Genomic DNA, 24,972 nt, shown 5'->3' with positions numbered 1-24,972 from the left:
CGATGATTTAGTCTACAAAACTCGGGAAGTTGAAAGACCAGGTAGAAAGCTACCCAGGCTCAAAAAGCCAAAAAAACCTCATTATATGAATTATAAACCAATTTAATCCTTAACTAAACGACATTGAATATAGTATTGTTATTTCGTCGACACTTTTTGCTATTGTACATATGGGGAATTATGTAGACTTTGACTACGGAATGTATTTCTACCTAATCCCTTTAATGGTAGGCGCGCAGTTTTTGATTGGTCTTGTTCTGAGCTACATCAGGTTAAACTACGGGATTAACTGGGCAATAATTTTCCATGGGGTGTACAATGCTATATTTATCCTGCCAGCGGTATATTTTTATGAAGGGTAATTTTTTTATGTATACATAGTCCATCCTTACAGGACTTTACCTAGCCCCCTAGTTTCTTAGGTCTTGGTGGGTTGAAACCCACCGTTAAGATGTTGATCGTGCCGCAGGCACTGTTAAGTGGGGATTCCGTATGGATGTAAGCTCTAAGATCGTGGAATTTGAAATCTTCCCTTATGTTTTCGTTTGTGCTGCTACGACTAGTTAGGTTATAGCATGGTGAGTAGAAGCTTTCGGTTTAGTCTTATGGAATTGTAGGTGTTTTATTAGAGGCAAAAATTAAACTTTTCAACCTGATGCGGATTAGCGTTCAGCTCCGTAGGAGCGACCGACCTCCATGTCATGGGTTGAAATCCATTGCAAGGAGAATGTGATGATTCCAAGAAGTCTTATAGGGACGAGCGATATGGTTTGATGAACTCACCTCCATGGTCAGTGGCCTCACAGACCAATCTATTCATTCAAGTCCAAGCACCCAAAGCCCAATTCAAACTGTCTCACACTTCAATATAACCTACCTAAAATGCTGGAACTTCAAACATCGCTATCCCAGGTTCAGCGTCTGTAGTTATTCCATACAATTGCCTTAAGTCTTCGGTGACTGCTAGGCTTCTGATGGAGGTGTCTAGATTTAATTTGGCTATCAGTAGACCATCTAATGAAAACACATAAATGGTTTTTGCTACCTCGCCAGTAGATTTGATTTTGTTTTCACTGATGCCTCCATACAATGCTAAAATATGTGTATTTGTAACCGCAACATCTCTGAAATGATAGGGGCTTGACAAATCCCAATGAGCAGAGAGACCTGAAGGCTCTGATATAAGCTCAAAAGCAGTATGTTCTTTTGGGTTCAAATAGATTGATTTGACATCACCACTTTTCCTTGTAAGTATGTCAATTCTATTGGTAAATATATTGGCTACCACATAGTGAGATTTAGATGGGTTTGTTCCCAACCAGCCCATGTTAATTTGCGATAGGTTGTAGTTGTCCAGTGCCTTGTTTTTGGAAAAATTCTCTAAAGCACCATATCCAGCAATAGAGTCACCCTTGGTGTCAAACTCAACCAACCTAGAAGAAGCATCTACTGTCAAAGCCAAAAAGGTAGCGTCTGTATATTGTAATAATGAATAGGCTTTGAAAAATTCACCTTTCTGCTTGAGTTGATCCTCAGCGAATAGATCAGATGAGACAGAGAATTTGCTGATCTTTTTGTCTATGGCACTATAAACGAAAAACGAGTCAGTATCTTCATCAAGCCACAATTCTGATGCATCTGTGACTTCACCTGGACCAAATCCTATCGAACCAATGGATTTGATATAAGACATTTTAGAGCGATCGAGCAGGTGAATAGGAGGATTTGAACTGTCTATGGATGGACTTTCTAAAACAAAAAGATATGCTGAATTTATCCTAATTTTATCTGGATTGACAATTCTTGGATAGTTAGTCTTTGTAGAGATTAAGTCTACTTCATGAACCTTTTCTATGTCTGGTTTACAAGAAAATATGTAAGAAGCAATTATCAGAAAGAATAAAGTATTTTTCATATGAGCTTATAATTTTTGAAAGAAACAAAATGAAAATTTAATTTAGCCATTTTGATCAAAATTAGCATCACCGTGGTCTTCCCCCCTTGGTCTGTGTCCTCACAGACCAATCACAATCTCCTTGATCTTTGTCCCCACAGACCAATTACAAGAAACTAATAAGCCTCAACACCACTACTTTCGCAGCTCTTTTGGCAATATACCAAAAGCTTTTTTGAATGCAGAGGTGAAGTGAGTTGCATGGACGTAACCGAGGTGTTCGGCGATTTCTGATATGAGTTTGTCGCTTTGCTCTAGCAGTTGCTTGGCGACTTGCATTCTGTGCGCTTGCAAAAACCCAAAGACAGTATTTCCGAAAGCCTGCTTGAATTTTCTTTTCAAGTCAAACTCATTGGTGCCTACCAGCTGTGCTAGCTCTTTGATAGAGGGTGGGTTACTCATCCTATCCAATAGGATGGATTTAGCTTCCTCCATTTTTTGCAAATCTTCAGGAGATAATTTCATTGCGGGAGCTTGATCCATATTTTCTGAATCATCGATCAAGGCGATCAAAAATTCGAGAGTTTTCAGCTCTACATAATGTTTCATAAAGCAGCCTTGGTACTTTTTTGACACAAAATCCTGTAACATCGCTCTCAAACTAGGTGATAATGGAATAGGTCTCTTCGAAAAAATACCAACAGATGCCTTTTTGGTGTTGGCAATGAGCCCTTGGATTTTTTGGAACAAATCTGGAAAAGTATGCTCAATATGCCCTAGGTGAATATTGAATATCAGCCCTTCAAATGGAAGGGAGGATTGAATCGATACTTCCTCACAATTGTAGTAGAGGAGGTTGGCTTCATTTTCATTTGCTTGATAGATCACTTCTCTGCTCGAATTCTCATAGGTCAGGCTCCCAGCCAAGCAGAAATTAATTTGTAAGCAATCCTTCCTTGGTTTTACAGTAACCGACTTAGTACCAATTTCTTCAGTTTTGGCATGACAATAATAGATCTTGTCAGATATAAACTCTATCAAGCGCACAGCATTGACTTCAGATCCTACCAATGAATTAACATTTGAGCCATTTTCTATCGTCAAATCCCACAATACATCCGATTGCTGGTCTTTTGAGATCATTTTTTCAAAAATACCTCCAAAGTGTTTGGATGTAGTTTCTCCCTTTATCGTCATTCTTATTCCTTTTAGAGTCACTCTTTGTCAATGGCCTCCACGTATATTTGCGGCATAAAATTAATCCTTTTTTAGACTAAATCTAAATAAATCGATGAAGAAAATTATACTCAAATCAAAAGCAGGCAGCTTGATCACCCTTCTTTCTCTTGCTACGCTATTGATAAGCTCTCATACCTATGCTCAGCGAATACATGTCAATGGACAAGTATTTGATAGTTATTCAAGACAAAGCCTCCCTGGAGCTACGATTCAGGTCAAGGGTAGTGCAGCGACTTCTGTGGCTGATGCTGATGGTAAATTTAGAATGTATGCCGAGATCGGAGATATTCTTTTGGTAAGGTATATTGGGTTTGTAGAACAGGAGATCGAGGCGTCTGAAGATGAGCAACAAGTGTCTATTTACTTGAAAGAAAACCTCACAGAGCTATCAGAAGTGCAAGTTACAGCTGCACTAGGGTTCAGCAGGTCGGCCAAAGAACTAGGTAGCTCAGCACAAATAGTCGATGCAGATGAATTGAACCAAGGCAAAACGGTAAATCCACTTTTCGGCTTATCGAGCAAGGTGGCAGGATTGAGGATCAACATGTATGACAGCAAGGTAGATCCAGCTGCTCAAGTGGTATTGAGAGGTAACCGATCTCTTCAGCGTAGCTCTGGGATCGATGGACGCAATCCAAACGAGCCGATTTATGTAGTAGATGGGGTGCCGATACCAGATATCAGTAGACTTAACCCGAACGATATCGAAAGCATTACAGTACTGAAAGGAGCAAATGCAGCAGCTCTTTATGGATCTGAAGGTGTAAATGGTGCCTTGATGATCACAACAAAAAAGGGGAGAAAAGGTGAAGGAATCGTAAGGATAAGTAATACGACGACTTTTTCAAATGTCTATTTCCTCCCAGAAGCACAGACTACTTATGGTCAAGGAAACAATGGCGTCTACAGTCCAACCACATTTGAATCATGGGGGCCGGCTTTTGACGGCTCATCTAGACCATTTGGTACTCCACTCCCTGACGGCACACAGCCAATGTTGACTTATGCTGCTCCAGGAAGAGACAATAGACTTGATTTGTTCCAAACTGGGGTCAATGTTCAAAATGATGTGTCTTTTTCTGGTGGTGATGATGTGAGCACTTATTTCCTTTCTGCTCAGTATGTAACCCAATCTGGAATCATTCCCCAAGATCAAAATGATAGGGTAAACCTTAGATTCAATGGATCGAGAGATTTCGGGAAATTAAAGACTTCTTACAATTTCAATTTTATCAATAACAAAAAGGATGTCACACCTGATGGGCCATGGATAGCATCCTATAGAATGCCTGCGAATTTTGATTATGGAATGATCAGAGATTGGGAGGATTTGAATTCACCAGGTAACCCAAACAACTATTTTATCCCTAATGGAAGCTGGTTGCGTAATCCATACTTTTTGATCGATAATATCAGGGATCAAAGTAATCAGCAGATCCTCAACGGTAAGATTGAATTGAATTATAATGTTGCTCCATGGATGGATGTGTTGTACAGGGTGGGTATGTATTCTTCTTCAGATGAAATCAGAAGCTTCACAAATAAGTACGAAGCAGAAGGAACTAGAAATACCCCAGGGTCAGTGAATGATCAGAGTATTTTCTATAGAAGATTGAACAGTGATTTGATCATCAGCTTGAAGAAAGATTTCGGTGACTTTAGCAACAGGCTCCTGATTGGACAGAATATCAGAACGGACTATAGGAAGACACAAAATGTGTCTGCTTCCAACTTGCTGTACACAGATATCATTAACCAAAGCAGCAGACAAGGGGAACTAGCTGGTGGTTCTGGGATTACAGAGCAGCGCTCATTGGCTGTGTATGGCGAATATGTGGCAGGTTACAAGGACCTTTTGTTCGTGACATTTACGGGTAGAAATGATTGGATATCTACTTTGAGTAGAGAAAACAGGTCTTATTTCTATCCTGGCGTAAGTGCTTCTTTTGTAGCTTCGGATGCGATACCAGCACTGAGGCAAATGAGAAAGTTGTCTTATGCCAAGCTCTATACTTCTTGGAACAAAACAGGTAACGTAACATTGACACCTTATCAGTTGAACAATGCCTATACACAAAGTAATGGTTTTCCTTTTGGAAACAACATCGGGTTCCTACCCGGACTGACGAATCCCAACCCGAACATCATGCCTGAATTCGTGACTTCTTATGAAGCAGGATTCCAAGTGGGACTATTCAATCACCGCTTGTACCTTGAAGGTGCTTATGTCTATTCAGATGCTGATGGTCAGATTTCCAATGCCAATATTTCAAGAGCTACAGGCTACAATGCCATGCTTGTCAACTCTGGTAGAATGACCAATAACATCATAGAATTGACAGTAAGTGGAGATGTAATCAGGACAATGGATTGGAATTGGAATTTGGGTTTCAATTTCACGCACACCAATAATGTCGTGAGAGAATTATACGGTGGTGCAGACTTTAGACAGAACTTTAGACAGTCTTATGCATTTGTAGGGGACCAGTTTCCCATGCTTTGGGTAAGTGATTATCAAAGAGCTCCAGATGGAAGAGTTGTGGTAGATGCCGAAACAGGTGACCCTATAGTCGCTCCTGATAATGTGAAGCTTGGGCCAATGGTGCCTCCTTTCATGTTAGGTTTTACCTCAAGATTGGAGTACAAAGGTTTTTCCCTTATCGCTCAATTTGATGGGAGAATGGGAGGCTGGTTTTACTCTGAGACAATACCACCGATGTATGAGTTTGGAACTCACCCGATCACAGCCGCTTATGGTAGAGAAGCTTTCGTATGGCCTAATTCAGTGATAGAAACTTCACCTGGAGTATATGTGGACAATACGGACTTATTGACATCTGGTGGTGGAAAAGAATTTTGGACGAGACAAGGTGCAGTGCAAAGTAACACAGCAGCCAAGGCAGACTTCTTTAAATTGAGAGAACTTAACCTGAGCTATACTTTGCCAAACAAGCTACTTGAAGGACAAAAACTAGTAAGATCAGCTACTGTCGGAGTAGTAGCAACCAATCTATTTGTCATCACCCATTCGAGTAATAATATTGGAGATCCAGAATACTTGTACAACAATACTGACGGCTATTATAGCTTCAGACAGGTTCCTCCAATGAGAACAGTTGGCTTCTCGGTAAATGCTTCATTCTAAGTCTAGAATTTCAATTTGAAAATGATGAAATCAAGCAAGTTGAACAGACATAATTAATTGTAAGCGTATTGCGAAAACAGGCTATCTGACCCATGAAAACTAAAAAAAAACACAGATGAAAAAATTTAACATAAAACTGCTTTTTGTCCTACTCGCCTCTTGCTTTATGGCTTGCGATGAGTTTTTGGATGTAAATAGTAATCCAAATAGCCCAATTGGTGATAACCTGCCTTTGAGCGCTAAGTTGCCAGGAGCTTTGGTATCCATTACCAATCAAGAGGTTCTTCAACTCAATCAAATCGGAGCTTTCTGGGGAGGTTATTGGGGGACCAACAATGAGGGTATCAATCAGTTCTTTGACCTTAAAACTTATAATGGTCAAAATATCAGAAGTCAGCGGGAAGGAATTCCTGTTTGGGAAAATGGGTATAACAATATCCTTTACTTTCGACTCATTCAAGATGAGGCAGAGTCCACAGGTCAACTTTTCTATGCAGGGACTTCCAAAATCATGCAAGGGATGATGTTCCTCAGGCTGGTAGATATGTACAATAACATACCATTCGATGATGCTGCCAAAGGTAGCGAAGTGATCAATCCTGCGTATGAATCTGGTCAAGTAGTCTATCAAAAAGCAGTGAATTTGATTTCCGAAGGAATCGAGGATGTCAAAGCCTCAGGGACCATACCTTCTAACCACGGAGACGTACTGTTTCAAGGCAATAAATCACTTTGGGCAAAATTTGGTAATACCCTAAAATTGAGAGCACTGATAAGACAAAGTGAAAAGAATGAAACGCAATATGTAAATGCAGAAATTCAAAAGATCATAACAGAAGGTAGTGGATTCTTGATGGCTGGTGAGCTTGCTGCTGTCAACCCAGGATACATGAATACCAATGGTAAAATGAACCCTTTCTGGGCCGCTTATTACAGAGATGTGCAAGGCAATACCACTGCAAATTACCAAAGTATCAGGCCGACAATCTATCTCCTTGAGCAATATCAAAGCAAAAATGATCCTAGGCTTGAGCGACTTTATGTGCCCGTGGAAGGATCATATAGAGGAGTAATTTTTGGAAATTCTGAAGCAGGAAATCCTATCTATGAGAGAAATACCACTTCGGCTTTTCGAGGGCCAAGCGAAAACAACAATCAAGCAACTGGGATTTTTCACAATTGGAATCAGTCGAGTGTAATTCTGTCTGATTTTGAGAGTCTTTTTCTTCAAGCGGAAGCTGTACATAGAGGCTGGATAGCTGGAGATGTTAGTCAACTTTATCAGCAGGCAATCGCGAGGTCTTTTGACTACACAAAAGTACCTGAAGCCAGTCTGTCGGGATATTTAGCTCAATCAGCTGTAGCCTTGGCTGATGCGCAAAATCCTTTGGAACGTATTATCGAACAAAAGTGGCTGGCTTTAAACAGCATTAGTAGCATAGAAGCTTGGAATGATTTCAGAAGGCTCGGAGTGCCAAATTACCCTGCCACTGCAGCCTCAGGAATAACTGGAAGACCACTCAGGCTAATGTATCCTGAAACCGAGCGTGGGACTAACCTGGAGCAAGTAGAAGCTCAAGGTTCTGACCGAATGCTTCAGGATAAAGTATGGTGGATGCCATAAGACGGATCAATAGCTATTAAACAGCATGAAACATGGGAAACTCATTTCCATGTTCATGCTGTTTCAGCTGTTTATATGTGTCAGAAGGTTTGAATCGGAAATAATTAGAATAATAAAAGTATTAGGTACACTTCAATAAAGTAGCAACATGAAAGAAAAAAAGACATTAGGCCTATGGCCAAAGATCAGGAAATTTTTCAATGATATCCACTTATGGGTAGGTCTTGCATCTGGGATTGTATTGTTGGCGGTTTGTCTGACAGGAACCATTTATGTGTACAATACTGAGATCAGGGAGTGGGGAGCACCACACCTTTATCACGTAGAAGTCCCAAAGGATGCGAAGAAGATCTCAGCCCAAGAAGCAATAGCTGCTGTAAAAGCTGAGGCAAATGGAACAATCACTGGGATTACTTTAGAGCAAAAGTCTGACAGGCCTTATCAGGTCTCAGTCCGTCCAGAGGGAAACACTGGAGGAAGGTTTGGAGTAACGTATTTTGTAAACCCTTATTCAGGTGAGATTCTCGGCAATAGTTCCGATCCGAACAAAGCAGCTGATTTCATGGGTTATATGTTTAGTTTGCACCGATGGTTGCTTCTTGATAAGATTGAGGAGCCGTTGATAGGAGAATTGCCCAATAGGACTTTGGGGAGCTATATCTCTGGGGCAGCCACCATCTTGTTTACCATAGGGGTGATTACTGGTATGGTGATATGGTTTCCACAGCGTATCAAAAGTTGGAAGCAGGGTCTTAAAGTCAAGTTTGGGAAAAGCTGGAAACGCACCAACCATGATCTTCACAATACCTTGGCTTTCTATTCTATTATTATTTTGTTTTTGATGGGCGTGACTGGACCGTTTTGGTCTTTTCCTTGGTACAGAGAAGGATTACAAAAAACATTAGGTACCTACCAAGCTCCTCCAGCTGAAAGGACTGTTGGTCAAGGTCCACCAAATGGTGGAGGTCGAGGTGGAAGTGGTGGCGAAAGAGAGAGAGGGCAACAGCAAAGTAATGGAGAAGTAACAGAAGAAATTCCTTATACTTTTGCATCATCTATAGAGGAGTTGCTCCTTGTGGTAGATGAAACATTGCCATATAAAGGAAATTATAGGATCAATATTCCGCAAAAAGGGGGAGATGATATTTCTGTTCAAAAGTCTAGAGTAGGATTCTTTGCTCCTGCAGCTGGTGACAGGGTGAATCTTGACCCTGTGTCAAAGGCGGTCAAAGAAGTAGAGATATTCAGAGATAAACCTTTCAATGAACGTGTCTCAAGGTCTGTCAAAGCACTTCACGTAGGTGATGTGTATGGTCAATTTTCAAAATTACTTTACTTTATAGCTTGCTTGATCGCTACAAGTCTACCAGTGACAGGTACATTGATCTGGATCAACAAGATGAAAAAGGGTAAAAAGAAAACAAGCTCAAATAAGCACGTCACTCCAAAAATGGCTGAAAGTGTGAGTTGATTTTTGATCTCTTCGTGACTTAGTGTCATTGAAAGCCACAAAGACACTAAGTCACGAAGTTTTGATATAAAAGCTCGAAATTTGATTTATGAGATACTTCCTTACTTAGAAAAATCTCACTTCAATAAATATGATTTGAATGCTTCAAAATCATTTTCCAATGGCAATGCTTGTTTTTCACCGTCCATGAAGGCAGCCAGTCTTTCAGGTAATTCTATTGTGAGATTCAAAGCATGTTCAACTGTTTCTCTAAATTTCCCTGGGTGAGCTGTTTCCAAAAATATACCTACATATTCATCTGGAAATTGCTTTCGGAAATTTCTTAAGCCAAGGTAGCCAACAGCACCATGAGGATCCATGATATATTTGCTTTGATGATATACTGTGATCATGGCATCTCTGGTATGATGATCATCAAAGTAGAAGCCCTTGACTTTTTCTCTAAATAGACTTTCATCATTGTCGTACAGTGCAAGCAACCTGTAGAAATTGCTAGGATTTCCTACGTCCATGCTGTTGCTGATGGTCGGGATAGATGCCTGTGACTCAAACCTACCACCTTCTAGAAAAGCAGGAACCACACGATTGACATTGGTAGAGGCAATAAATGTATCAATAGGAAGCCCCATTCTTTCTGCTAATATTCCAGCACCTAAATTTCCAAAGTTCCCACTTGGGACAGATACAGCCAGTTTTTTGCCGGCCTTATCAAGTTTAGAGTAGGCATAAAAATAATACAAGCATTGCGGAATCCACCTGGCAACATTGATCGAGTTGGCCGATGTCAAGATCAGCTTGCTATTCAACTCTTCATCAAGGAATGCTTCCTTGACTAGTTTTTGGCAATCATCAAATACTCCGTCGATTTCTAATGCCGTGATGTTTTCACCTAAGGTGGTGAATTGCTTCTCTTGTAAGTCACTTACTTTCCCTTTTGGGTAGAGGATGATTACCTCCACACCTGGGACTTTGTAAAATCCATTGGCTACAGCACTTCCAGTATCACCTGAAGTAGCTACCAACACTTTGACTTGCTGACTTTCCTCTTCCATCAAAATAGACATGAGCTTGGAACAAAACCTTGCTCCGAAATCTTTGAAAGCCAAAGTAGGTCCGTGGAAAAGCTCCAAGCTGTAGATTCCTTCTTCTATCTCTACTAGTGGAGCGTCAAAAGCTAAGGTATGGTCTACTAAGGTTTTGATCTGCTCCGGTTCAAGTTGATCTTCAAATAGTGCTCCTAGGACTTCATAGCCGATCTCCTGAAAACTCATCTTGTGAAGATTGTCAATGACGCTTTGGGAAAGCATTGGTATAGCGACAGGCATATATAGACCCTGGTCAGGAGCTAGCCCTTTGATTACTGCATCTTTTAGTGAAACTTGATGGTCTGGATTGTTTGTACTGTAGAAGTTCATGTTCGTTGTTTTCAAGAGTTTCCATTAGATTACATAAGCACCTTTATCATTCACCTCAGAGATAAAGGCATCTACTTCTAGGCCAATTTGTGCAAATACTTCTTGACCAGCTATTGCAACTTCTTCGGCAACTTTTCTCGATGGAGAAAGGACGAAGATCGTAGGCCCAGATCCTGATATCCCAGATCCCAATGCACCTATGCGCTGAATGGCTATTCTTAGCTCGTAGAATCCTGGTATTAGCAAAGCACGAGTAGGTTCTGCGATGACATCTTTAAGCGATCTGCTTATCAATTCAAAATCGGACTGATATAGACCAGAAATCAGGCCAGCAATGTTGCCAGATTGAATAGTGGCGTCTTTGAGAGATAATTGTTTTTTCAAAACAGACCTTGAATCCGATGTGTTTAACTCCAAATGAGGGTGAAGTAGGGTGCAGTAAAGTCCTTTTGGAACAGGCAATTTGATCACATCCAAAGGATGATAATCTCTGATCAAAACAAAGCCACCCAATAAGGATGGAGCAACATTGTCAGCATGTGCAGCCCCGCAAGCTATTCTTTCTGCTTCTACAGCGAAGTTTACCAGCTCTTTTTTATCATAAGGATCACCTAGTAAGGTATTCGCTGCTATCAGGGCAGCCGCTGCACTTGCTGCTGAAGATCCCATACCTGAACCCAGAGGAAGTCCTTTATACAATGATATCTCCATCCCTCCTTCAAAGCCATGATGATCAAGCATTGCTTGTATGGCTACCGTACAGGTATTTTTGTCAGCCTCATAGGGAAGCCTTCCACCATCACCCTCAATCAATACTACCCGAAGGCCAGGCTCATCTCTTAGCGTTACTTCCACTTGGTCTCCTAGCTCATCGATAGCAAATCCGAGGATATCAAATCCACATGATACATTTGCTACGGTAGCTGGTGCAAAAGCCCTTACGGATTTTTTCATGATCTTGAGTAGTTACCGATTCTAATTACATCTGCAAAAACACCCGCAGCTGTTACATCAGCTCCTGCTCCAGGCCCCCTGATGATCATAGGAAAATCATGATAGCGTTCTGTAGTGAACAAGATCATATTGTCACTACCTCTCAGGGTAGAGAATGGATGACTTTGAGCCAAAGATTGTAATCCCACTTTGGCTTTTCCATTTTCTAAAGTTGCCATAAACCTCAACTTCTCTCCTTTGTCAGCAGCTTCATTAAGAAGTTTGGAAAATGCTGCATCATGACCTTTGAGCTTTTCAAAAAACGCTGCGACATCTTTAGTCATTTCACAATCTTCAGGTACCATGCTTTGGATACTGATGTCTTCAAAGTGGAGATCTTGCTCAGCTTCACGCCCTAGGATCAGTATTTTTCTCGCTACATCCATTCCACTCAAATCATCCCTTGGATCTGGCTCAGTGTACCCTAATTCTTTTGCTTTCTTCACTACTTCAGAGAAAGGTGCTCCATTTTCTAATTCACTGAAAATATAATTCATAGAACCGCTGAGTACTGCCTCAATTTTCAACACCTTATCTCCACTGAGCATCAAATCTTGAAGGGTATTGATCACGGGTAAACCAGCGGCTACATTGGTCTCATATAGGAATTTCACACCGCGCTTTCCTGCTAGTTTTTTTAGATTTTTGTACTTTTCCAAAGATCCAGAGTTAGCTTTTTTGTTTGGAGTGACGATGCCAACCTTAGCCTCAAGGATTCTTTCATAGAAATCGGCCACATCTTGACTGGCTGTACAATCTACGAAGACCGAGTTGGAGAAGTTCATAGACTCCATCTGTGCTATGAATTTATCTAAGTCCATCTGTGAGGCACTTGGTGCATCTTCTGGTAGTGGGCAGTTCTTCAGATCAAAGCCATCTTCATGAAAAGCCATGTATCTTGAGTTTGCTATTCCATGGATTTGTATGTCTAGTAAGTTTTCCTTTTGGAGTTTGATTTGTTGATTGGCGATCATTTTGATCAAGGCTTGGCCTATCAGTCCTACTCCCACCAAGAATATGTGAAGTACTTTATTGTCTGAAAGGAAAAAAGCTTCATGGAGAGCATTTAGCGCTTTTTGCAAATCAGCTCTTGAAACTACTGCCGAAATATTCAGCTCAGAACTGCCTTGGGCTATGGCATATACGTTAACATTGTTTTGACCCAAAGCTTGGAACATTCTTCCACTTGCTCCTGGGTTTTGCTTCATATTTTCTCCTACTACTGCCACTACAGCTAGGTTAGAAATGACATGTACCACGTCGATTTCTCCATTTCTGATCTCATGGAAAAACTCTCTTTCTACGGACTCTTTTGCTGCAGAGACATCAGCTGATTTGATTGCCAAACAAGTGATTTGCTCGGAAGATGCTTGAGATATCAAGATTACATTGACATTGGCGCTTGACAAAGCTCCAAAAATTCTTCTATTCACATCGATCACATCAAGTATTCCCGCCCCTTGGATGTTCAGTAATGAAATGTCAGACATGGAAGAGATACCTTTGATCAGCTTACCGGAGGGTGCATCCCCATTGATCAATGTGCCCGCATTACTAGGCTCGAAGGTGTTTTTGATAAAAATCGGAATACCTTTCTTCATCGCCGGCTGCATGGTGGATGGGAATATCACTTTGGCACCAAAGTGAGAAAGTTCCATTGCCTCATAGTAGCTTAGTTGAGGAATAGTAAACGCAGAGTAAACCAACCTTGGGTCTGAAGTCAATACACCTGACACATCAGTCCATATCTCTAAGCTATCGGCATTCAGTGCTGAGGCAAAGATCGCTGCAGTGTAGTCTGAGCCACTACGACCTAGGGTAGTAGTCTCTCCTTTGGCAGTAGAGGATACGAATCCTGTGATCACTTGCATACCTTGATGCTGGTGAAAATAGTCTTGTATCAGGTCGTTGGTAATTGAAAAATCAACTTTTGCATTCCCAAATCGATCATTTGTTCTGATGACTTCTCTTGCATCAAGGTACTTGGCATCAAATCCACTCGCTTTGAGTGCTTCAGCTAAGATAAATGCGGAAAGTCTTTCTCCAAAACTAGCCACATAGTCTAGTGTTCTTGGAGAGCATTCTTTGATCAAGTATATGCCATGGAAAAGATCCTCAAGCTCATTGAACCTGACTTTGACAAAGGTGAGCACAGGGGATTGGAGACTTATCGGGATGAGTTGACGGACTATTTCTATATGTCTATCTTCAAGTTTTTTGATTGCCTCTACAAATGATTTGTCACCATGTTTAGCATTTGATGCACTATTGAGTAGTACTTCTGTCACACCTCCAAAGGCAGAGAATACAATAGCAATTTCACCTTGTGATTTGGCCTCTTTGATGATTTCAAAGACTTTTTTGATGTTTTCCTGATTGGCTACTGAAGAGCCTCCAAATTTTAATATTTTCATAAAAATATGATTCTTCCTGATTTGAATATAGTAATAACTGGGCTTGAGCTTGACAAACCACTTTTAACGGGGCAATATGAGATAGTCAGCACGGGATTACCCCGTGATGGTAGTGAATGTTGTAGTGGTGGTCATGCCTATAAAAATGCACTCCCCTTTCCTTACGATAGGAGCTTTCTGATTGAAAGAATGTGACTGTGTCGTTTGCATGATTTGTAAATGATTTACAATTCTACTTACAATTTTTCAAAACTCAAAAAATTTTATTGCAGAATTTCTAAGGTTTTACCATGTTAATTGGATGAATGATAATAGTCATTATCGTTTTTGATCAAAGATTTGATGAATAGGCAAATGATTATTTTGTTTGATCTCTTATAAGCTAGATTTAATTCCAATTTTAGACCATGAGTTTTTGGGGAAAAATAATTTCAAGTAAGATTAATCCAAAAATTCTTATAACTTCATAAATCTGTTCAATTCATTTTAAACTAGTATTTTATGAAAAAATTAACAAATGCCTTATTTCTGCTCGTATTTTTGAGTTTCTCTTCTTGTAACTCTATCAATAACCTGAACCCTTTAAATTTGCTTACAGGAAATAACTGGGTACTCTCTTCTATCTTAGGAGGTGGCTTAGATGCCAGTAAATTTACTTCAGGGATTCCATTTTTGAATTTCATGGATGAGGGAAAATTGGCAGGTTTTGCAGGCTGTAATAATTTCAATGGAAGCTTTCAGTTAGATGGCACTTCATTGAATCTAGATCCAGGAGCTATGACTAAAAAAGCTTGTGAAGGAGGTGGGGAAGATCAATTTATATCCCTTTTGAATCAAGCAAAAAATGTAAAAGTTGCCAAAAATAAATTAACTCTTCTTGATGGGGCTAAGGAACTAATGAGTTTCGTACCTCAACCATAGTAGTTTTCAAACAAACTTTATCAAGTAAAACCCTCCTAAACTGAATCCATATTCTTGATCAGTTGGGAGGGTTTTATCTATTAATTACAATTCTCTTTTCTCCTAGTGTCTATCACATAGGTGATTTTCCAACCTTTTGGAGTTTTTATCAATGAGAAAGCATTTACTCCACAATGACTAAAATTATTATTAATGAAAAACTCATAAGGCGTCCAGGCTTGTGCCATTTCCCCATCTATTTTGATCTGGTAGTCTAGGATTCGCTCGTCCAAGATAGTTTCCACCGGAGAGGTAGCTATTCTATTGACAAAGTCTCTCACTGAATTACTCCCTAGTGTACTTCCAGTGTCAGTTTCTGCGACGGTATGCATCACTGCATTTGTGTGAAATGCCGACTCAATCATAGATTGATCTTTATTTTTCATGCCTTCAAAAAGCGCATCTATTGTTGACTTAATGGCTTCGTGATTAGCTTGTGCAAAAGCACTTAATTGACCAAGGCTTATCGTCAATAAAATCAAAAATAGCTTTCTCATTTCTTTTTGATGTCGCCACCCGTGTTAGTTTTTACATCTATTAGCTTTGGGTCTCCAGTGTAATTGATGCTGGCTGCTGTAGCGGCAGATCCTTTGATAGCGTCTACAACTTTAAATTCTGCTTTAGCGGCTGTATTTGCAGTAACTTCTGCTGAATCTATTGTCAGTTTTTTGCCGTCAAGCTCAGCTTTTGTATAAAGTTTAAGTTCCAAGTTTTTAGCATTTCCTTCCACAGCAAGTTTGGCATTTGTATTTCCTTCTACAAAAAGATTTGTAGCATTCACGCTTGCCTCAATGTAGGCATTAGAAGCCGCAAAAAGATAAATTCTGTCAGCCTCAAGAAGATCATTTGCAAATACTTTGGAGTTGCTACTTGCTTGAATCTCATCAATGTCCACATAGGTGATGGTTACTTTCACGGAACTTGATCTGAAATTCCCTCTACCTAATTTTACTTCAAGAGTGCCATCAGATACATTGGTTTCTACTTTGTCAAGGTCTACTCCAGAAGCCACGATAGCAATAGAATTTTTCTCACCTTTGACCAATTCAGCTTCAATTGCACTGTTCACTTTTAAACTTGAGAAGTTCCTCAAATCTCTAGTTTCTTTTTGAGTCTGAGCAAATACTTGCTGCCCCATGATAAGAAGCAATAATGTGACGATGTTGGTTAGTTTTTTCATAGTTTGTTTAGATTATATCCCACCATAAAGTTTGAAGGTCATGTTCCTTAGATCCGGATTATTGAGGGCATAGTGCATGGCTTCAGCGATTTCATCTGGATGAACCCATTGAGAAAAGTCTGCATCCGGCATAGATTCTCTATTTTGAGGAGTATCGATGACACTTGGCACGAAAATGTGCGAGCGAACTTTCAAAGCCTTGGTTTCTTCCGCTACCAAATCCGCTAAGTTGACCACAAGACTTTTACTCAAAGCATATGCCACAACTTCTTTTCCATCTTCTGGTTGAAGGGCAGGCCTTGCTCCTACGAATAAAAAACTCCCATGGTTGTTTTTTTTCATCATGGGTAGAAAATTTTTGACCATGTTATATGCAGAGGAGAAATTGAGCTTAATCATTTTTTGAATATCCTCTGAGTTAGTATCCTCAATCTTACCCATTGAAAACCCACCTACAAGCAATATTACTGCGTCGACGTCTCCATATTGCATTTGATATTCTTTTGCAAAATCATGAGCAGCTTGGTCATCGGTTACATTTACTTCATATACATCATCAGCTCCTTCTACTTCATCACCAGATTCAGGTTCTATCGTGGCGATTATATTGTACCCCTCTCTTTTGAATTTTTCTACTACTGCCTTACCAAGATTGCCTGCTGCTCCAGTGATTATTATATTTCTTTCCATGTCCATTTATAATTTTTTCTACTTTAAAATTAAGCTTAAATTTGTCCAAAGCCTAAAATTTGTCAAAAATCAATACAATGTCATGAAACGTAGTGGTGAAAATTATTTTGATCTAGTCTACGAAGTAGTCAAATTGATCCCAAAAGGTAGGGTGAGCACTTATGGAGCAATAGCCAATTATTTAGGAATCAAAAGTGGTGCACGTATGGTAGGATATGCAATGAATGCAGCACATGGATTACCAGAGGTGCCTGCGCATAGGGTAGTAAATCGATTGGGAATATTGACGGGTAAGCATCATTTTTCTTCACCAGAAATGATGCAAAATTTGCTTGAAAATGAAGGGGTTAGTGTTGAAAAAGATCAAATTGTTGGTTTTGAGCAATTATTTTGGGATCCAAGCACTGCCTTATTATAGGTGTATTAATCTTTTTATAAGGAATTTTTTGACTAAATAAAACAAAATACAACAATAATTAATTATATTTTCTAATTGTGTATGCTTTTTGTAATAACACCTACAAATAGATTAAAATAGTATGGATACAGAATTGAAAAGTCACATTGCGGAAAACCTCAGAAAGCACAGGGTGCTAAGAGGGTACACTCAGGAGTATATAGCAGAATATCTTGGTAAAAGAGATTATACTGCCTACTCAAGGTATGAGCAAGGTAGATCCAACCTTAAAATGGAGGATGCTATCAAGTTAGCTACACTTTATGATGTCGATGTTCAAGAGCTGATCTCAGTCTCTCCTTCAGTTACAGCAACGTCTGAACCAGGAAAAAAGGTAAAGGGACTGATCTCGATTCTTGTAGATCTTGATGGATCAAATAGCACATTGGAAGCAAATATTCAGAGATTGAAAAGGATCAATGAATTGCTATCTAAACAGGAGTTATAGTTTGCGTTTCCTAATCAGGTATAGACCCGTAAACATCAAAAGCCCATTCAGAATCAAAGCTTCGAAACCGAATTTATAACCGGCTAGAAGACTTTCTGAATTTTTACTGATTACAAAAGTAATCAGAGGAGCAGCAACAGCCAGGTACGGCACCAATTTATCTTTAACATCATGTTTGGTAAACAAACCAAATGCAAATAGCCCTAGTAGCGGACCATATGTGTATCCTGCTATGATAAAAACTGCATTGATGATGCTTTGGTCATTGATCCATTTGAACATCAAAATGACTAAAAACATCAATCCTGTAAAGGCAAGGTGGACAGCTTTTCGTACCTGGATTTGTTTCTCTTTAGGATACTTTTTTTCGATCTCGAGAAAATCGTAACAAAAAGAAGTAGTCAAGGCGGTAAGTGTAGAATCAGCACTCGAATAAGCTGCTGCCGTAATTCCGAGCACGAAGATCACACCCGCAAAGGCTGTGAACTCAGTGGTAGCTAAAAAAGGGTAAAGGTCGTCTGATCGAGTTGGAATAGTCACTCCGTTGGCTTCTGCATAAAGGTATAGCAGAACACCAAGTGCTAAAAACATCAGGTTCACAAAGACCAAGATGATGGTGAACCAAAACATGTTTTTCTGCGCATCTCCTAGGCTCCTACAAGTCAGGTTCTTTTGCATCATGTCTTGGTCTAGCCCAGTCATCACTATGGTAATAAATGCTCCTGATATAAATTGCTTAAAGAAGTTTTGACCTGATCTCCAATCCCAATTGAAAACTTCCGAACGAGTGTCATTAGCTACTGTGCTGATTAACTCGCTAATGCGAATAATACCTAAATCTTTTCCTATAAGGTAAATACTTGATAACACTGCTAACAGCATGAGAAGAGTCTGTAGGGTATCTGTCCAAACGACAGTTTTGATGCCGCCCCTATGGGTATAGAGCCATATCAGCCCTACAGTAATCAATACAGAAACCCAAAATGGGATACCCCACTGATCAAAAAGTATAAGTTGGAGCACACCTGCAACTAGAAAAACTCTAATAGATGAGCCTAGTGTACGTGATAAGATAAAAAAGAATGCCCCTGTTTTGTAGGACCAAAACCCAAACCTATGCTGTAGGAAGCTATAGATAGATATCAAGTTTAGCCTGTAGTATAGTGGTAACAAAACCTTTGCGATTACAAAATAACCGAGGGTATAGCCCATCACTACTTGGAAGTAATAGAAATTGCTATTGCCTACTTCCCCGGGTACAGAGATGAAAGTGACTCCTGATAAAGAGGCTCCAATCATTCCAAAAGCCACCAAAAACCATGGAGACTGCCTATCACCTGTGAAAAAGGTATCGGATGTCACTTTGCGACTTGTCAGATAAGAAATCAAAAACAATAGGGCAAAGTATGATATTATACTGATAAGGGCTAAATTTGAATCCATAATTGGTTTGGCAATTAGCACGCTAAATTGTTCATAATAATTAAATTTGCAAAATGAATCAAGAAACACACGCACTACCGGAGTTGGAAGAAATAGAAGTTCTTCTCGAAGAGTTGATAGATAAGGAAGCGCATGATCTTGTAGTATTTAATGATGATGTAAATACATTTGAACATGTAACCAAAGTACTGATCAAAGTCTGTAATCACTCACAAGAACAGGCTGAGCAATGCACTTTCATCATTCATTACAAGGGTAAATGTGCTGTCAAGAAAGGCAGTGAGACCAAGCTGAAGCCAATGTGTCAAGCTATCCTTGATGCTGGTATACAAGCAGCCATAGTCTAAATCCAACAGGCTAGTGAATTTCCCATCCAAACTCATAGAAGATGCTGTCAATGAAATCAGTCGCCTCCCAGGGATTGGTAAAAAGACTGCACTAAGGCTCGCACTACACCTACTCAAGCAAAAGGAATCGGTATCTGAGTCCTTGTCACAAGCCATTCTAAAAATGCGGACTGAAGTGAAATACTGTGCTGTTTGTCACAATATTTCTGATGCAGAAATCTGTGGTATATGTGCAAGTAATAAAAGAGATCGCTCAATAATTTGTGTAGTGGAAGAGATTCCGGATGTATTGGCTATCGAAAATACCGCTCAATACAATGGTCTATACCACGTTCTTGGTGGTGTCATTTCCCCGATGCACGGTGTAGGGCCTGATGAGCTGAAAATTGCCTCATTAATGAAGAGGATAGAAGAAGCTGATGCTGGTGTTAAAGAAGTAATACTAGCACTCCCAGCAACTATGGAGGGAGATACTACTTCTTTCTATGTCACTAGGTTGCTTAGTGCCAGAGGAGTTAAAGTAAGCACCATTGCGAGAGGTATTCCTATAGGTGGAGAATTAGAATATACAGATGAAGTTACTTTGGGGAGAAGTATATTGACAAGAGTAAATTACTCAGCAGAGTAAAATTTTCTTTTGGTGAATACAAAGGGTTTTCTATATTTGCACTCCGTTTGGGAGGATGATTGTAGCCTTTAATTTGTTTTGAAGGTATTCTCTTGAATAAAATTATCCCGATAATTATTGGGGGATTAGCTCAGTTGGCTAGAGCGCTACACTGGCAGTGTAGAGGCCACCGGTTCGAATCCGGTATTCTCCACAATTATGATTTTAACCCTCTAAATATTTGATATTTAGAGGGTTATTTTTTTATATCATTCTGATTACACACATATCCATCCAATCCCTAGGATAATAAGTAGGGTAAACAACGCATCTTTATTTTATATGCCAATCATTCGGGGTGACATGACATCGCATACAGATACCGATACGATCTTTAGAAAAGTGGATGATCAGCTGATTCCTGAATACGTGTTTAATTTAACTGGGTTTGATAAGACACTTAAGTTGTGGGTAGGCCAGGTGGTGATGTCTGATAGCTATGCATTTTTGCGTATTGTATATGATAATCGTTCCTACTTTATAGCAATTGATTTAGAAAGTAATCGTCCTCTAATTCATTTGAGGCAATTGTTTGATCAAGATTTGACAATAGACAACATTCCAAAACCAATGAATGAGGGTGTGTTTTACTCTATCAGAAGGAATAAGGATAGTATTGAGGAGAAAAACCCAATGATCTTGTTCTATCGCTTGAAACTTAGCCCTTAATTCTTGCCTCTATATCAGGTCCTGAATTTATTTGACACCTTTTTTATCTTCTTTCAAGAAATTCAACCCCTCTGGGGTTGGTGCTTTTAACCTTAACTTTCATCTTTGACCCCCGAGTCAAAACTCGGAGCTACTGAATATTTAACCCCTTTCGGGTTTTCCTCTTGGTTCTTGTATCTTGACTTTTGCTTCTACGAGAGATTGTAGATTGAGTTTACTTGGTACTTATTACATTATACTTAGTACATAAAACTCTTGTATCTGATCTCTAACATCTCTCCCACTCATCCATTTAAAGCGCCTTTCAAATTTCACATACTTGGTACTAGCTAAGAGCACTTATTTTTGAATTGTTTTTTTCGTAACATAGTTGCGCCAAGTAGTATATCATTGGCCAATACAATAACCAAATTAAACTTTATGAAGAAGATTTATCTGTCATTGGTTGCAGGAATAGGGCTGCTATGTTCCCATTCTGCTACTAGCATGGCTCAAGGAGATTACCCTACCTTGAGTCAGGTCAATCAAAGACTTCAGGCCATCTCTGGCAGTGGAAGTCCCGCCAAACTAACTTCCTTAACAAAAACAGAAGGTGGTAAGGATATTTGGGTGCTAAAAGTAGGAAAGGGAGATATGGACAATAAGCCTGGGATAGCCGTTGTAGGTGGAGTTGAGGGTTTTCATGTCTTGAGTGTAGAGCTGGCCTTGCAGTTTGCCGAAAAGCTGGTAAAGGATCACGCAGATAAATTGGAGCAGACTACTTTCTATGTCTTTCCAAACATGTCTCCTGACGCATATGAGCAGTATCATGCATCTTTAAAGTACGAAAGAAGAGGAAATGCTGCCAAAGTTGACCACGATCGTGATGGTCAAGTAAGTGAAGATGGCTACGAGGACCTCAATAAAGATGGTTTTATTACCATGATGCGAGTGGAAAGCCCTATGGGCGATTACATCACTTTGGAAAATGATGATAGGGTTCTTATCAAGTCAGATAGGTCCAAAGGTCAGCGAGGTAGCTACATGTTGTTGCCCGAAAGTCTAGACAAGGATAAAGATGGTAAGTTTGGAGAAGACCTTGCTGAAGGTATTGCTTTCAATAAGTCTTTGACTTATAAATTCCCAATTTTTGAACCACTTGCTGGAGATTTTGCAGTGTCTCAAGTGGAGTCTAGAGCTCTGCTTGATTATTTATTTGATCAATGGAACATTTTCTCCATAGTCACTTTCAGTCCAGCAAACAACCTCTCTGCACCATTAAAACACAATGCAGGAGATTCAAGAAAACGAATACTCACTACTATTTTGAACAAAGATGCTGCTATAAATGGTATGGTGTCAGGAATATACAATGAGACAGTAACCCAAAAAGCGCATAACCAAAACAATCAAGGGACTGATGGTGACTTTTTCCAGTGGGCATATTTCCATTTTGGGAGGTTAAGCTTCGGTACTCCTGGATGGTGGGTGCCAGAAGTCAAAGATGCAGATGGAAAAGCGATCAGCAACCCAGAAGCAAACTTCTTGGCTTGGGCTGAGCAAGAAGGGATCAATGATGTTTTTGTCCCATGGACGGCAGTTGATCATCCTGATTTTCCAGGTCAAAAAGTAGAGGTAGGAGGAATCAAGCCATTTGTAATGCACAATCCTCCATTCAGTAAAGTAGCAGAGATCGCAGAAGAGCATACCAACTTTATCCTTAAGTTGACAGACCTACAGCCTAAACTCGAGTTTCACAATGTCAAAACAGAAAAGCTAGGCAATGGATTGACAAGGATCACAGCAGACCTTTTCAATAACTCACCATTACCAACACATTCAGAGCTAGGAGAGCGATCTAGATGGCTTAGAAAGATCAGAGTCGACATTTCCAAAGATCAGAAAGACCTAGTAGCTGGAGAAAAAATCCAATTGATCAAAAGTGTAGGTGCATTCGAGAAAACCTCACTTAGCTGGGTAGTAAAGGGAAGCGGATCTGTAGATATCAAGGCTGGCGCAGCGCATGCTGGATTTGCAACTTTGAATGTGAAACTCTAATTAATGAAAATTTTGCGTTATGAAAATTAAAAACTGGATATATAAAACGGCTCTTGGAGCAGCTATGTGCATAGGTGGGGCTCAAGTTTCCGAGGCACAGGTCGCCGATGGCAGGTACTTTCGTGCTGCTGGAACACCGCACAACCCGAAAGTTCAAGTCTCTTGGAATAGATACCATACCAACAAGGCACTACTTGAGATCATGAAAGACATGGTCGCTAAGCATCCAAATCTGGTAAAGCTTGAGAGTATTGGAAAATCTTATGAGGGCAATGACATTTGGGTACTGACAGTGACAGACTTTAAGACAGGCAAGCCTGAGGATAAGCCTGCCATGTGGATTGATGGAAACATTCACTCCAATGAAATTCAAGGTACTGAATTCACCCTGTATACAGCTTGGTATCTAATGGAGATGCATGGAGAGTTAGACTTCATCACAGAGTTGTTAAAAGACAAGACATTCTACTTTGCTCCTACTATCAATCCTGATGCGCATGACTATTTCATGACTGGACCAAACAATGGCAATACACCAAGATCTGGAATGATGGTGTTTGACAATGATGGAGATGGAGAATTTGGTGAAGATCCGATGGATGATTTGGATGGAGATGGAAACATTACGCAGATGATCAGAAAGTCACCTTATGGTAATATGATCAAAGATCCAATGGATCCTAGGAAGCTTATCAGAGTAGGGCTTGATGAAAAAGGTGAGTACGAAATGCTAGGTCAAGAGGGACTCGATAGGGATGGTGATGGTCGTGTCAACGATGACGGTATTGGCTATTATGACCCAAATAGAGACTGGGGATGGAACTGGCAGCCCGATTACGTTCAAAGTGGTGCGTTGAGATATCCATTTACTGTACCTGAGAATAGAGTCGTGATGGAGTTTGTAATGGAACACCCAAATATCGCAGCAGCACAATCTTATCACAACTATGGTGGTATGATCCTCAGAGGGCCAGGTGCCGAGGAAGATCTCAACACATACAATGCTACTGACGTGAGGATCTATGATGCCATTGCAAAGAAAGGCGAGGAGTTTATGCCTGGTTACAGGTATTTGGTTGTTTACAAAGATCTGTACTCAGTATTCGGAGGACAGCTGGATTGGTTCTACGGAGGAAGAGGGATCTTCACATACTCCAACGAGCTGATGACTTCTTACCTTTATTTTCATGAAAATGCAGGACGAGGCAATCAAGATGAGCAGATGAAAGTGGACAAATACCTGACTTTCGGAGATGCATTTGTAGATTGGAAAGAGTATGATCACCCACAATTTGGAAAAGTAGAAATCGGTGGATTCAAGAAGAACTTTGGAAGACTACATCCTGGCTTCTTGCTGGAGCAAGATGCGCATAGAAATGCAGCTTTTTCCATCCTTCATGCTTACCATACCCCAAAGTTGAGTGTGACGGAAGTAAATGAAAAAGACCTAGGTGGAGGGTTGAAAGAAATCACCGCTACGATTTACAACGAGCGAATGATCCCTACCCACTCTAGTCAGGATTTGAAATACAAAATCGAAAGACCTGATTATGTGACTTTGTCAGGAGCAAAAGCTATCGCTGCATTCACAGTGGAAAATGAAGACTTCAATAAAGTCACGGAGCAAAAAGTAAATCCAGAAAAAATAGCTGTAGAAAATATTCCTGGTATGAGCGCTGTGAAAGTTCGCTGGATCGTCAGCGGGGGAGGGAACTACAGTATCACTGTAGACTCCGCCAAAGGTGGCAAAGCGACATGGAAGAAGTGATGAATTTGCAAATCTATTTTCCGAAATAAAATACCTAGAAAAACTTAAAGCCTAGATAAAAACCTCCTCAAATGTATTTGGGGAGGTTTTTTTAATTCTTTTCCAAAAAGA

Annotated in this window: 21 protein-coding genes and 1 tRNA gene; 13 read left to right on the top strand and 9 right to left on the bottom strand. The window is 40.0% G+C overall.

Going from position 1 to position 24,972, the window contains the following annotated elements; genetic code table 11:
- The first annotated feature begins 122 nt into the window (after positions 1–122).
- Positions 123–362, top strand: a complete 240-nt coding sequence (locus MM239_RS10260; RefSeq protein WP_317235632.1) for a CPBP family glutamic-type intramembrane protease — start codon at positions 123–125, stop codon at positions 360–362.
- Between the two features lie 515 nt (positions 363–877).
- Here MM239_RS10260 and MM239_RS10255 read toward each other — a convergent pair.
- Together MM239_RS10255 and MM239_RS10250 are read right to left on the bottom strand one after the other, a co-directional pair.
- On the bottom strand, positions 878–1,915 hold the full coding sequence (locus MM239_RS10255; RefSeq protein WP_241348102.1) for a BF3164 family lipoprotein: 1,038 nt from the start codon (positions 1,913–1,915) through the stop codon (positions 878–880).
- A 174-nt stretch (positions 1,916–2,089) separates the two neighbouring features.
- The gene (locus MM239_RS10250; protein WP_241348101.1) at positions 2,090–3,091 is read right to left on the bottom strand and encodes a helix-turn-helix transcriptional regulator; all 1,002 of its coding nucleotides are present in this window, start codon (positions 3,089–3,091) and stop codon (positions 2,090–2,092) included.
- A 94-nt stretch (positions 3,092–3,185) separates the two neighbouring features.
- Here MM239_RS10250 and MM239_RS10245 point away from each other — a divergent pair, with 94 nt between their 5' ends.
- From MM239_RS10245 to MM239_RS10235, 3 genes are all read left to right on the top strand, one after another.
- Complete coding sequence (locus MM239_RS10245; protein ID WP_241348100.1) at positions 3,186–6,278, top strand: SusC/RagA family TonB-linked outer membrane protein; 3,093 nt, start codon at positions 3,186–3,188, stop codon at positions 6,276–6,278.
- Positions 6,279–6,393: 115 nt separating this feature from the next.
- Complete coding sequence (locus MM239_RS10240; protein ID WP_241348099.1) at positions 6,394–7,902, top strand: SusD/RagB family nutrient-binding outer membrane lipoprotein; 1,509 nt, start codon at positions 6,394–6,396, stop codon at positions 7,900–7,902.
- Positions 7,903–8,050: 148 nt separating this feature from the next.
- Positions 8,051–9,373, top strand: a complete 1,323-nt coding sequence (locus tag MM239_RS10235; RefSeq protein ID WP_241348098.1) for a PepSY-associated TM helix domain-containing protein — start codon at positions 8,051–8,053, stop codon at positions 9,371–9,373.
- Between the two features lie 116 nt (positions 9,374–9,489).
- Here MM239_RS10235 and thrC read toward each other — a convergent pair whose 3' ends face one another.
- Genes thrC through thrA form a run of 3 tightly spaced genes read right to left on the bottom strand, consistent with a single transcriptional unit; the run spans position 9,490 to position 14,195 of the window.
- Complete coding sequence (thrC, locus tag MM239_RS10230; protein ID WP_241348107.1) at positions 9,490–10,788, bottom strand: threonine synthase; 1,299 nt, start codon at positions 10,786–10,788, stop codon at positions 9,490–9,492.
- 24 nt (positions 10,789–10,812) lie between these two features.
- The gene (locus MM239_RS10225) at positions 10,813–11,742 is read right to left on the bottom strand and encodes a homoserine kinase (RefSeq protein WP_241348097.1); all 930 of its coding nucleotides are present in this window, start codon (positions 11,740–11,742) and stop codon (positions 10,813–10,815) included.
- A complete protein-coding gene (thrA, locus tag MM239_RS10220) occupies positions 11,739–14,195 on the bottom strand; it encodes a bifunctional aspartate kinase/homoserine dehydrogenase I (protein ID WP_241348095.1) in 2,457 nt (818 codons plus the stop codon). The genes MM239_RS10225 and thrA overlap by 4 nt, the downstream gene beginning before the upstream one ends.
- 501 nt (positions 14,196–14,696) lie before the next feature.
- On the opposite strand from thrA, the gene MM239_RS10215 reads away from it, so the two are divergent.
- Positions 14,697–15,116: an META domain-containing protein gene (locus tag MM239_RS10215; RefSeq protein WP_241348094.1), complete on the top strand. Its 420-nt coding sequence runs from the start codon at positions 14,697–14,699 to the stop codon at positions 15,114–15,116.
- A gap of 80 nt (positions 15,117–15,196) precedes the next feature.
- Here the strand turns inward: MM239_RS10215 and MM239_RS10210 are convergent, their stop codons facing one another.
- Genes MM239_RS10210 through MM239_RS10200 form a run of 3 tightly spaced genes read right to left on the bottom strand, consistent with a single transcriptional unit; the run spans position 15,197 to position 17,025 of the window.
- Positions 15,197–15,652: a nuclear transport factor 2 family protein gene (locus tag MM239_RS10210; protein ID WP_241348093.1), complete on the bottom strand. Its 456-nt coding sequence runs from the start codon at positions 15,650–15,652 to the stop codon at positions 15,197–15,199.
- Positions 15,649–16,335 (bottom strand): head GIN domain-containing protein, encoded by a 687-nt coding sequence (locus MM239_RS10205; protein WP_241348092.1) that lies wholly within the window; start codon positions 16,333–16,335, stop codon positions 15,649–15,651. The genes MM239_RS10210 and MM239_RS10205 overlap by 4 nt, the downstream gene beginning before the upstream one ends.
- A 12-nt stretch (positions 16,336–16,347) precedes the next feature.
- Complete coding sequence (locus tag MM239_RS10200) at positions 16,348–17,025, bottom strand: SDR family NAD(P)-dependent oxidoreductase (protein ID WP_241348090.1); 678 nt, start codon at positions 17,023–17,025, stop codon at positions 16,348–16,350.
- A gap of 82 nt (positions 17,026–17,107) precedes the next feature.
- On the opposite strand from MM239_RS10200, the gene MM239_RS10195 reads away from it, so the two are divergent.
- Both MM239_RS10195 and MM239_RS10190 read left to right on the top strand, forming a co-directional pair.
- Entirely contained in the window at positions 17,108–17,443 is a 336-nt protein-coding gene (locus MM239_RS10195; protein ID WP_241348089.1) for an MGMT family protein, read from the top strand.
- Positions 17,444–17,564: 121 nt separating this feature from the next.
- Positions 17,565–17,930, top strand: a complete 366-nt coding sequence (locus MM239_RS10190; RefSeq protein WP_241348088.1) for a helix-turn-helix domain-containing protein — start codon at positions 17,565–17,567, stop codon at positions 17,928–17,930.
- Here MM239_RS10190 and MM239_RS10185 read toward each other — a convergent pair.
- Positions 17,925–19,373, bottom strand: a complete 1,449-nt coding sequence (locus MM239_RS10185; protein WP_241348087.1) for a sodium:solute symporter — start codon at positions 19,371–19,373, stop codon at positions 17,925–17,927. The genes MM239_RS10190 and MM239_RS10185 overlap by 6 nt on opposite strands.
- 53 nt (positions 19,374–19,426) lie before the next feature.
- On the opposite strand from MM239_RS10185, the gene MM239_RS10180 reads away from it, so the two are divergent.
- The 6 genes from MM239_RS10180 (at position 19,427) to MM239_RS10155 (ending at position 24,861) form a co-directional block, all read left to right on the top strand.
- The gene (locus MM239_RS10180; protein ID WP_241348086.1) at positions 19,427–19,720 is read left to right on the top strand and encodes an ATP-dependent Clp protease adaptor ClpS; all 294 of its coding nucleotides are present in this window, start codon (positions 19,427–19,429) and stop codon (positions 19,718–19,720) included.
- A 13-nt stretch (positions 19,721–19,733) separates the two neighbouring features.
- Positions 19,734–20,348: a recombination mediator RecR gene (recR, locus tag MM239_RS10175; protein ID WP_241348085.1), complete on the top strand. Its 615-nt coding sequence runs from the start codon at positions 19,734–19,736 to the stop codon at positions 20,346–20,348.
- A gap of 119 nt (positions 20,349–20,467) precedes the next feature.
- Positions 20,468–20,541 (top strand) — tRNA-Ala (locus MM239_RS10170).
- A gap of 149 nt (positions 20,542–20,690) precedes the next feature.
- The gene (locus MM239_RS10165; protein ID WP_241348084.1) at positions 20,691–21,056 is read left to right on the top strand and encodes a hypothetical protein; all 366 of its coding nucleotides are present in this window, start codon (positions 20,691–20,693) and stop codon (positions 21,054–21,056) included.
- Positions 21,057–21,476: 420 nt separating this feature from the next.
- Positions 21,477–23,093: a M14 family metallopeptidase gene (locus MM239_RS10160; RefSeq protein WP_241348083.1), complete on the top strand. Its 1,617-nt coding sequence runs from the start codon at positions 21,477–21,479 to the stop codon at positions 23,091–23,093.
- Positions 23,094–23,112: 19 nt separating this feature from the next.
- Positions 23,113–24,861 carry a M14 family metallopeptidase gene (locus MM239_RS10155; protein ID WP_241348082.1) on the top strand — a complete coding sequence of 583 codons (1,749 nt, stop codon included), beginning with the start codon at positions 23,113–23,115 and terminating at the stop codon, positions 24,859–24,861.
- Positions 24,862–24,972: the final 111 nt, after the last annotated feature.

It is taken from the genome of Belliella filtrata (assembly GCF_022549775.1).
In the GTDB taxonomy this organism is placed as follows: domain Bacteria; phylum Bacteroidota; class Bacteroidia; order Cytophagales; family Cyclobacteriaceae; genus Belliella; species Belliella filtrata.
Note: the sequence above shows the minus strand (reverse complement) of the source record. Positions and strands in the feature narration are given on the sequence as shown.

Coding starts and splice junctions, on each gene's coding strand:
- MM239_RS10155 (WP_241348082.1), top strand. CDS start 23,113: ATGAAAATTAAAAACTGGATATATAAAACGGCTCTTGGAGCAGCTATG.
- MM239_RS10195 (WP_241348089.1), top strand. CDS start 17,108: ATGAAACGTAGTGGTGAAAATTATTTTGATCTAGTCTACGAAGTAGTC.
- MM239_RS10205 (WP_241348092.1), bottom strand. CDS start 16,335: ATGAAAAAACTAACCAACATCGTCACATTATTGCTTCTTATCATGGGG.
- MM239_RS10235 (WP_241348098.1), top strand. CDS start 8,051: ATGAAAGAAAAAAAGACATTAGGCCTATGGCCAAAGATCAGGAAATTT.
- MM239_RS10225 (WP_241348097.1), bottom strand. CDS start 11,742: ATGAAAAAATCCGTAAGGGCTTTTGCACCAGCTACCGTAGCAAATGTA.
- MM239_RS10240 (WP_241348099.1), top strand. CDS start 6,394: ATGAAAAAATTTAACATAAAACTGCTTTTTGTCCTACTCGCCTCTTGC.
- MM239_RS10215 (WP_241348094.1), top strand. CDS start 14,697: ATGAAAAAATTAACAAATGCCTTATTTCTGCTCGTATTTTTGAGTTTC.
- thrA (WP_241348095.1), bottom strand. CDS start 14,195: ATGAAAATATTAAAATTTGGAGGCTCTTCAGTAGCCAATCAGGAAAAC.
- thrC (WP_241348107.1), bottom strand. CDS start 10,788: ATGAACTTCTACAGTACAAACAATCCAGACCATCAAGTTTCACTAAAA.
- MM239_RS10210 (WP_241348093.1), bottom strand. CDS start 15,652: ATGAGAAAGCTATTTTTGATTTTATTGACGATAAGCCTTGGTCAATTA.
- MM239_RS10160 (WP_241348083.1), top strand. CDS start 21,477: ATGAAGAAGATTTATCTGTCATTGGTTGCAGGAATAGGGCTGCTATGT.
- MM239_RS10255 (WP_241348102.1), bottom strand. CDS start 1,915: ATGAAAAATACTTTATTCTTTCTGATAATTGCTTCTTACATATTTTCT.
- MM239_RS10245 (WP_241348100.1), top strand. CDS start 3,186: ATGAAGAAAATTATACTCAAATCAAAAGCAGGCAGCTTGATCACCCTT.
- MM239_RS10190 (WP_241348088.1), top strand. CDS start 17,565: ATGGATACAGAATTGAAAAGTCACATTGCGGAAAACCTCAGAAAGCAC.
- MM239_RS10185 (WP_241348087.1), bottom strand. CDS start 19,373: ATGGATTCAAATTTAGCCCTTATCAGTATAATATCATACTTTGCCCTA.
- MM239_RS10165 (WP_241348084.1), top strand. CDS start 20,691: ATGACATCGCATACAGATACCGATACGATCTTTAGAAAAGTGGATGAT.
- MM239_RS10250 (WP_241348101.1), bottom strand. CDS start 3,091: ATGACGATAAAGGGAGAAACTACATCCAAACACTTTGGAGGTATTTTT.
- MM239_RS10180 (WP_241348086.1), top strand. CDS start 19,427: ATGAATCAAGAAACACACGCACTACCGGAGTTGGAAGAAATAGAAGTT.
- MM239_RS10200 (WP_241348090.1), bottom strand. CDS start 17,025: ATGGAAAGAAATATAATAATCACTGGAGCAGCAGGCAATCTTGGTAAG.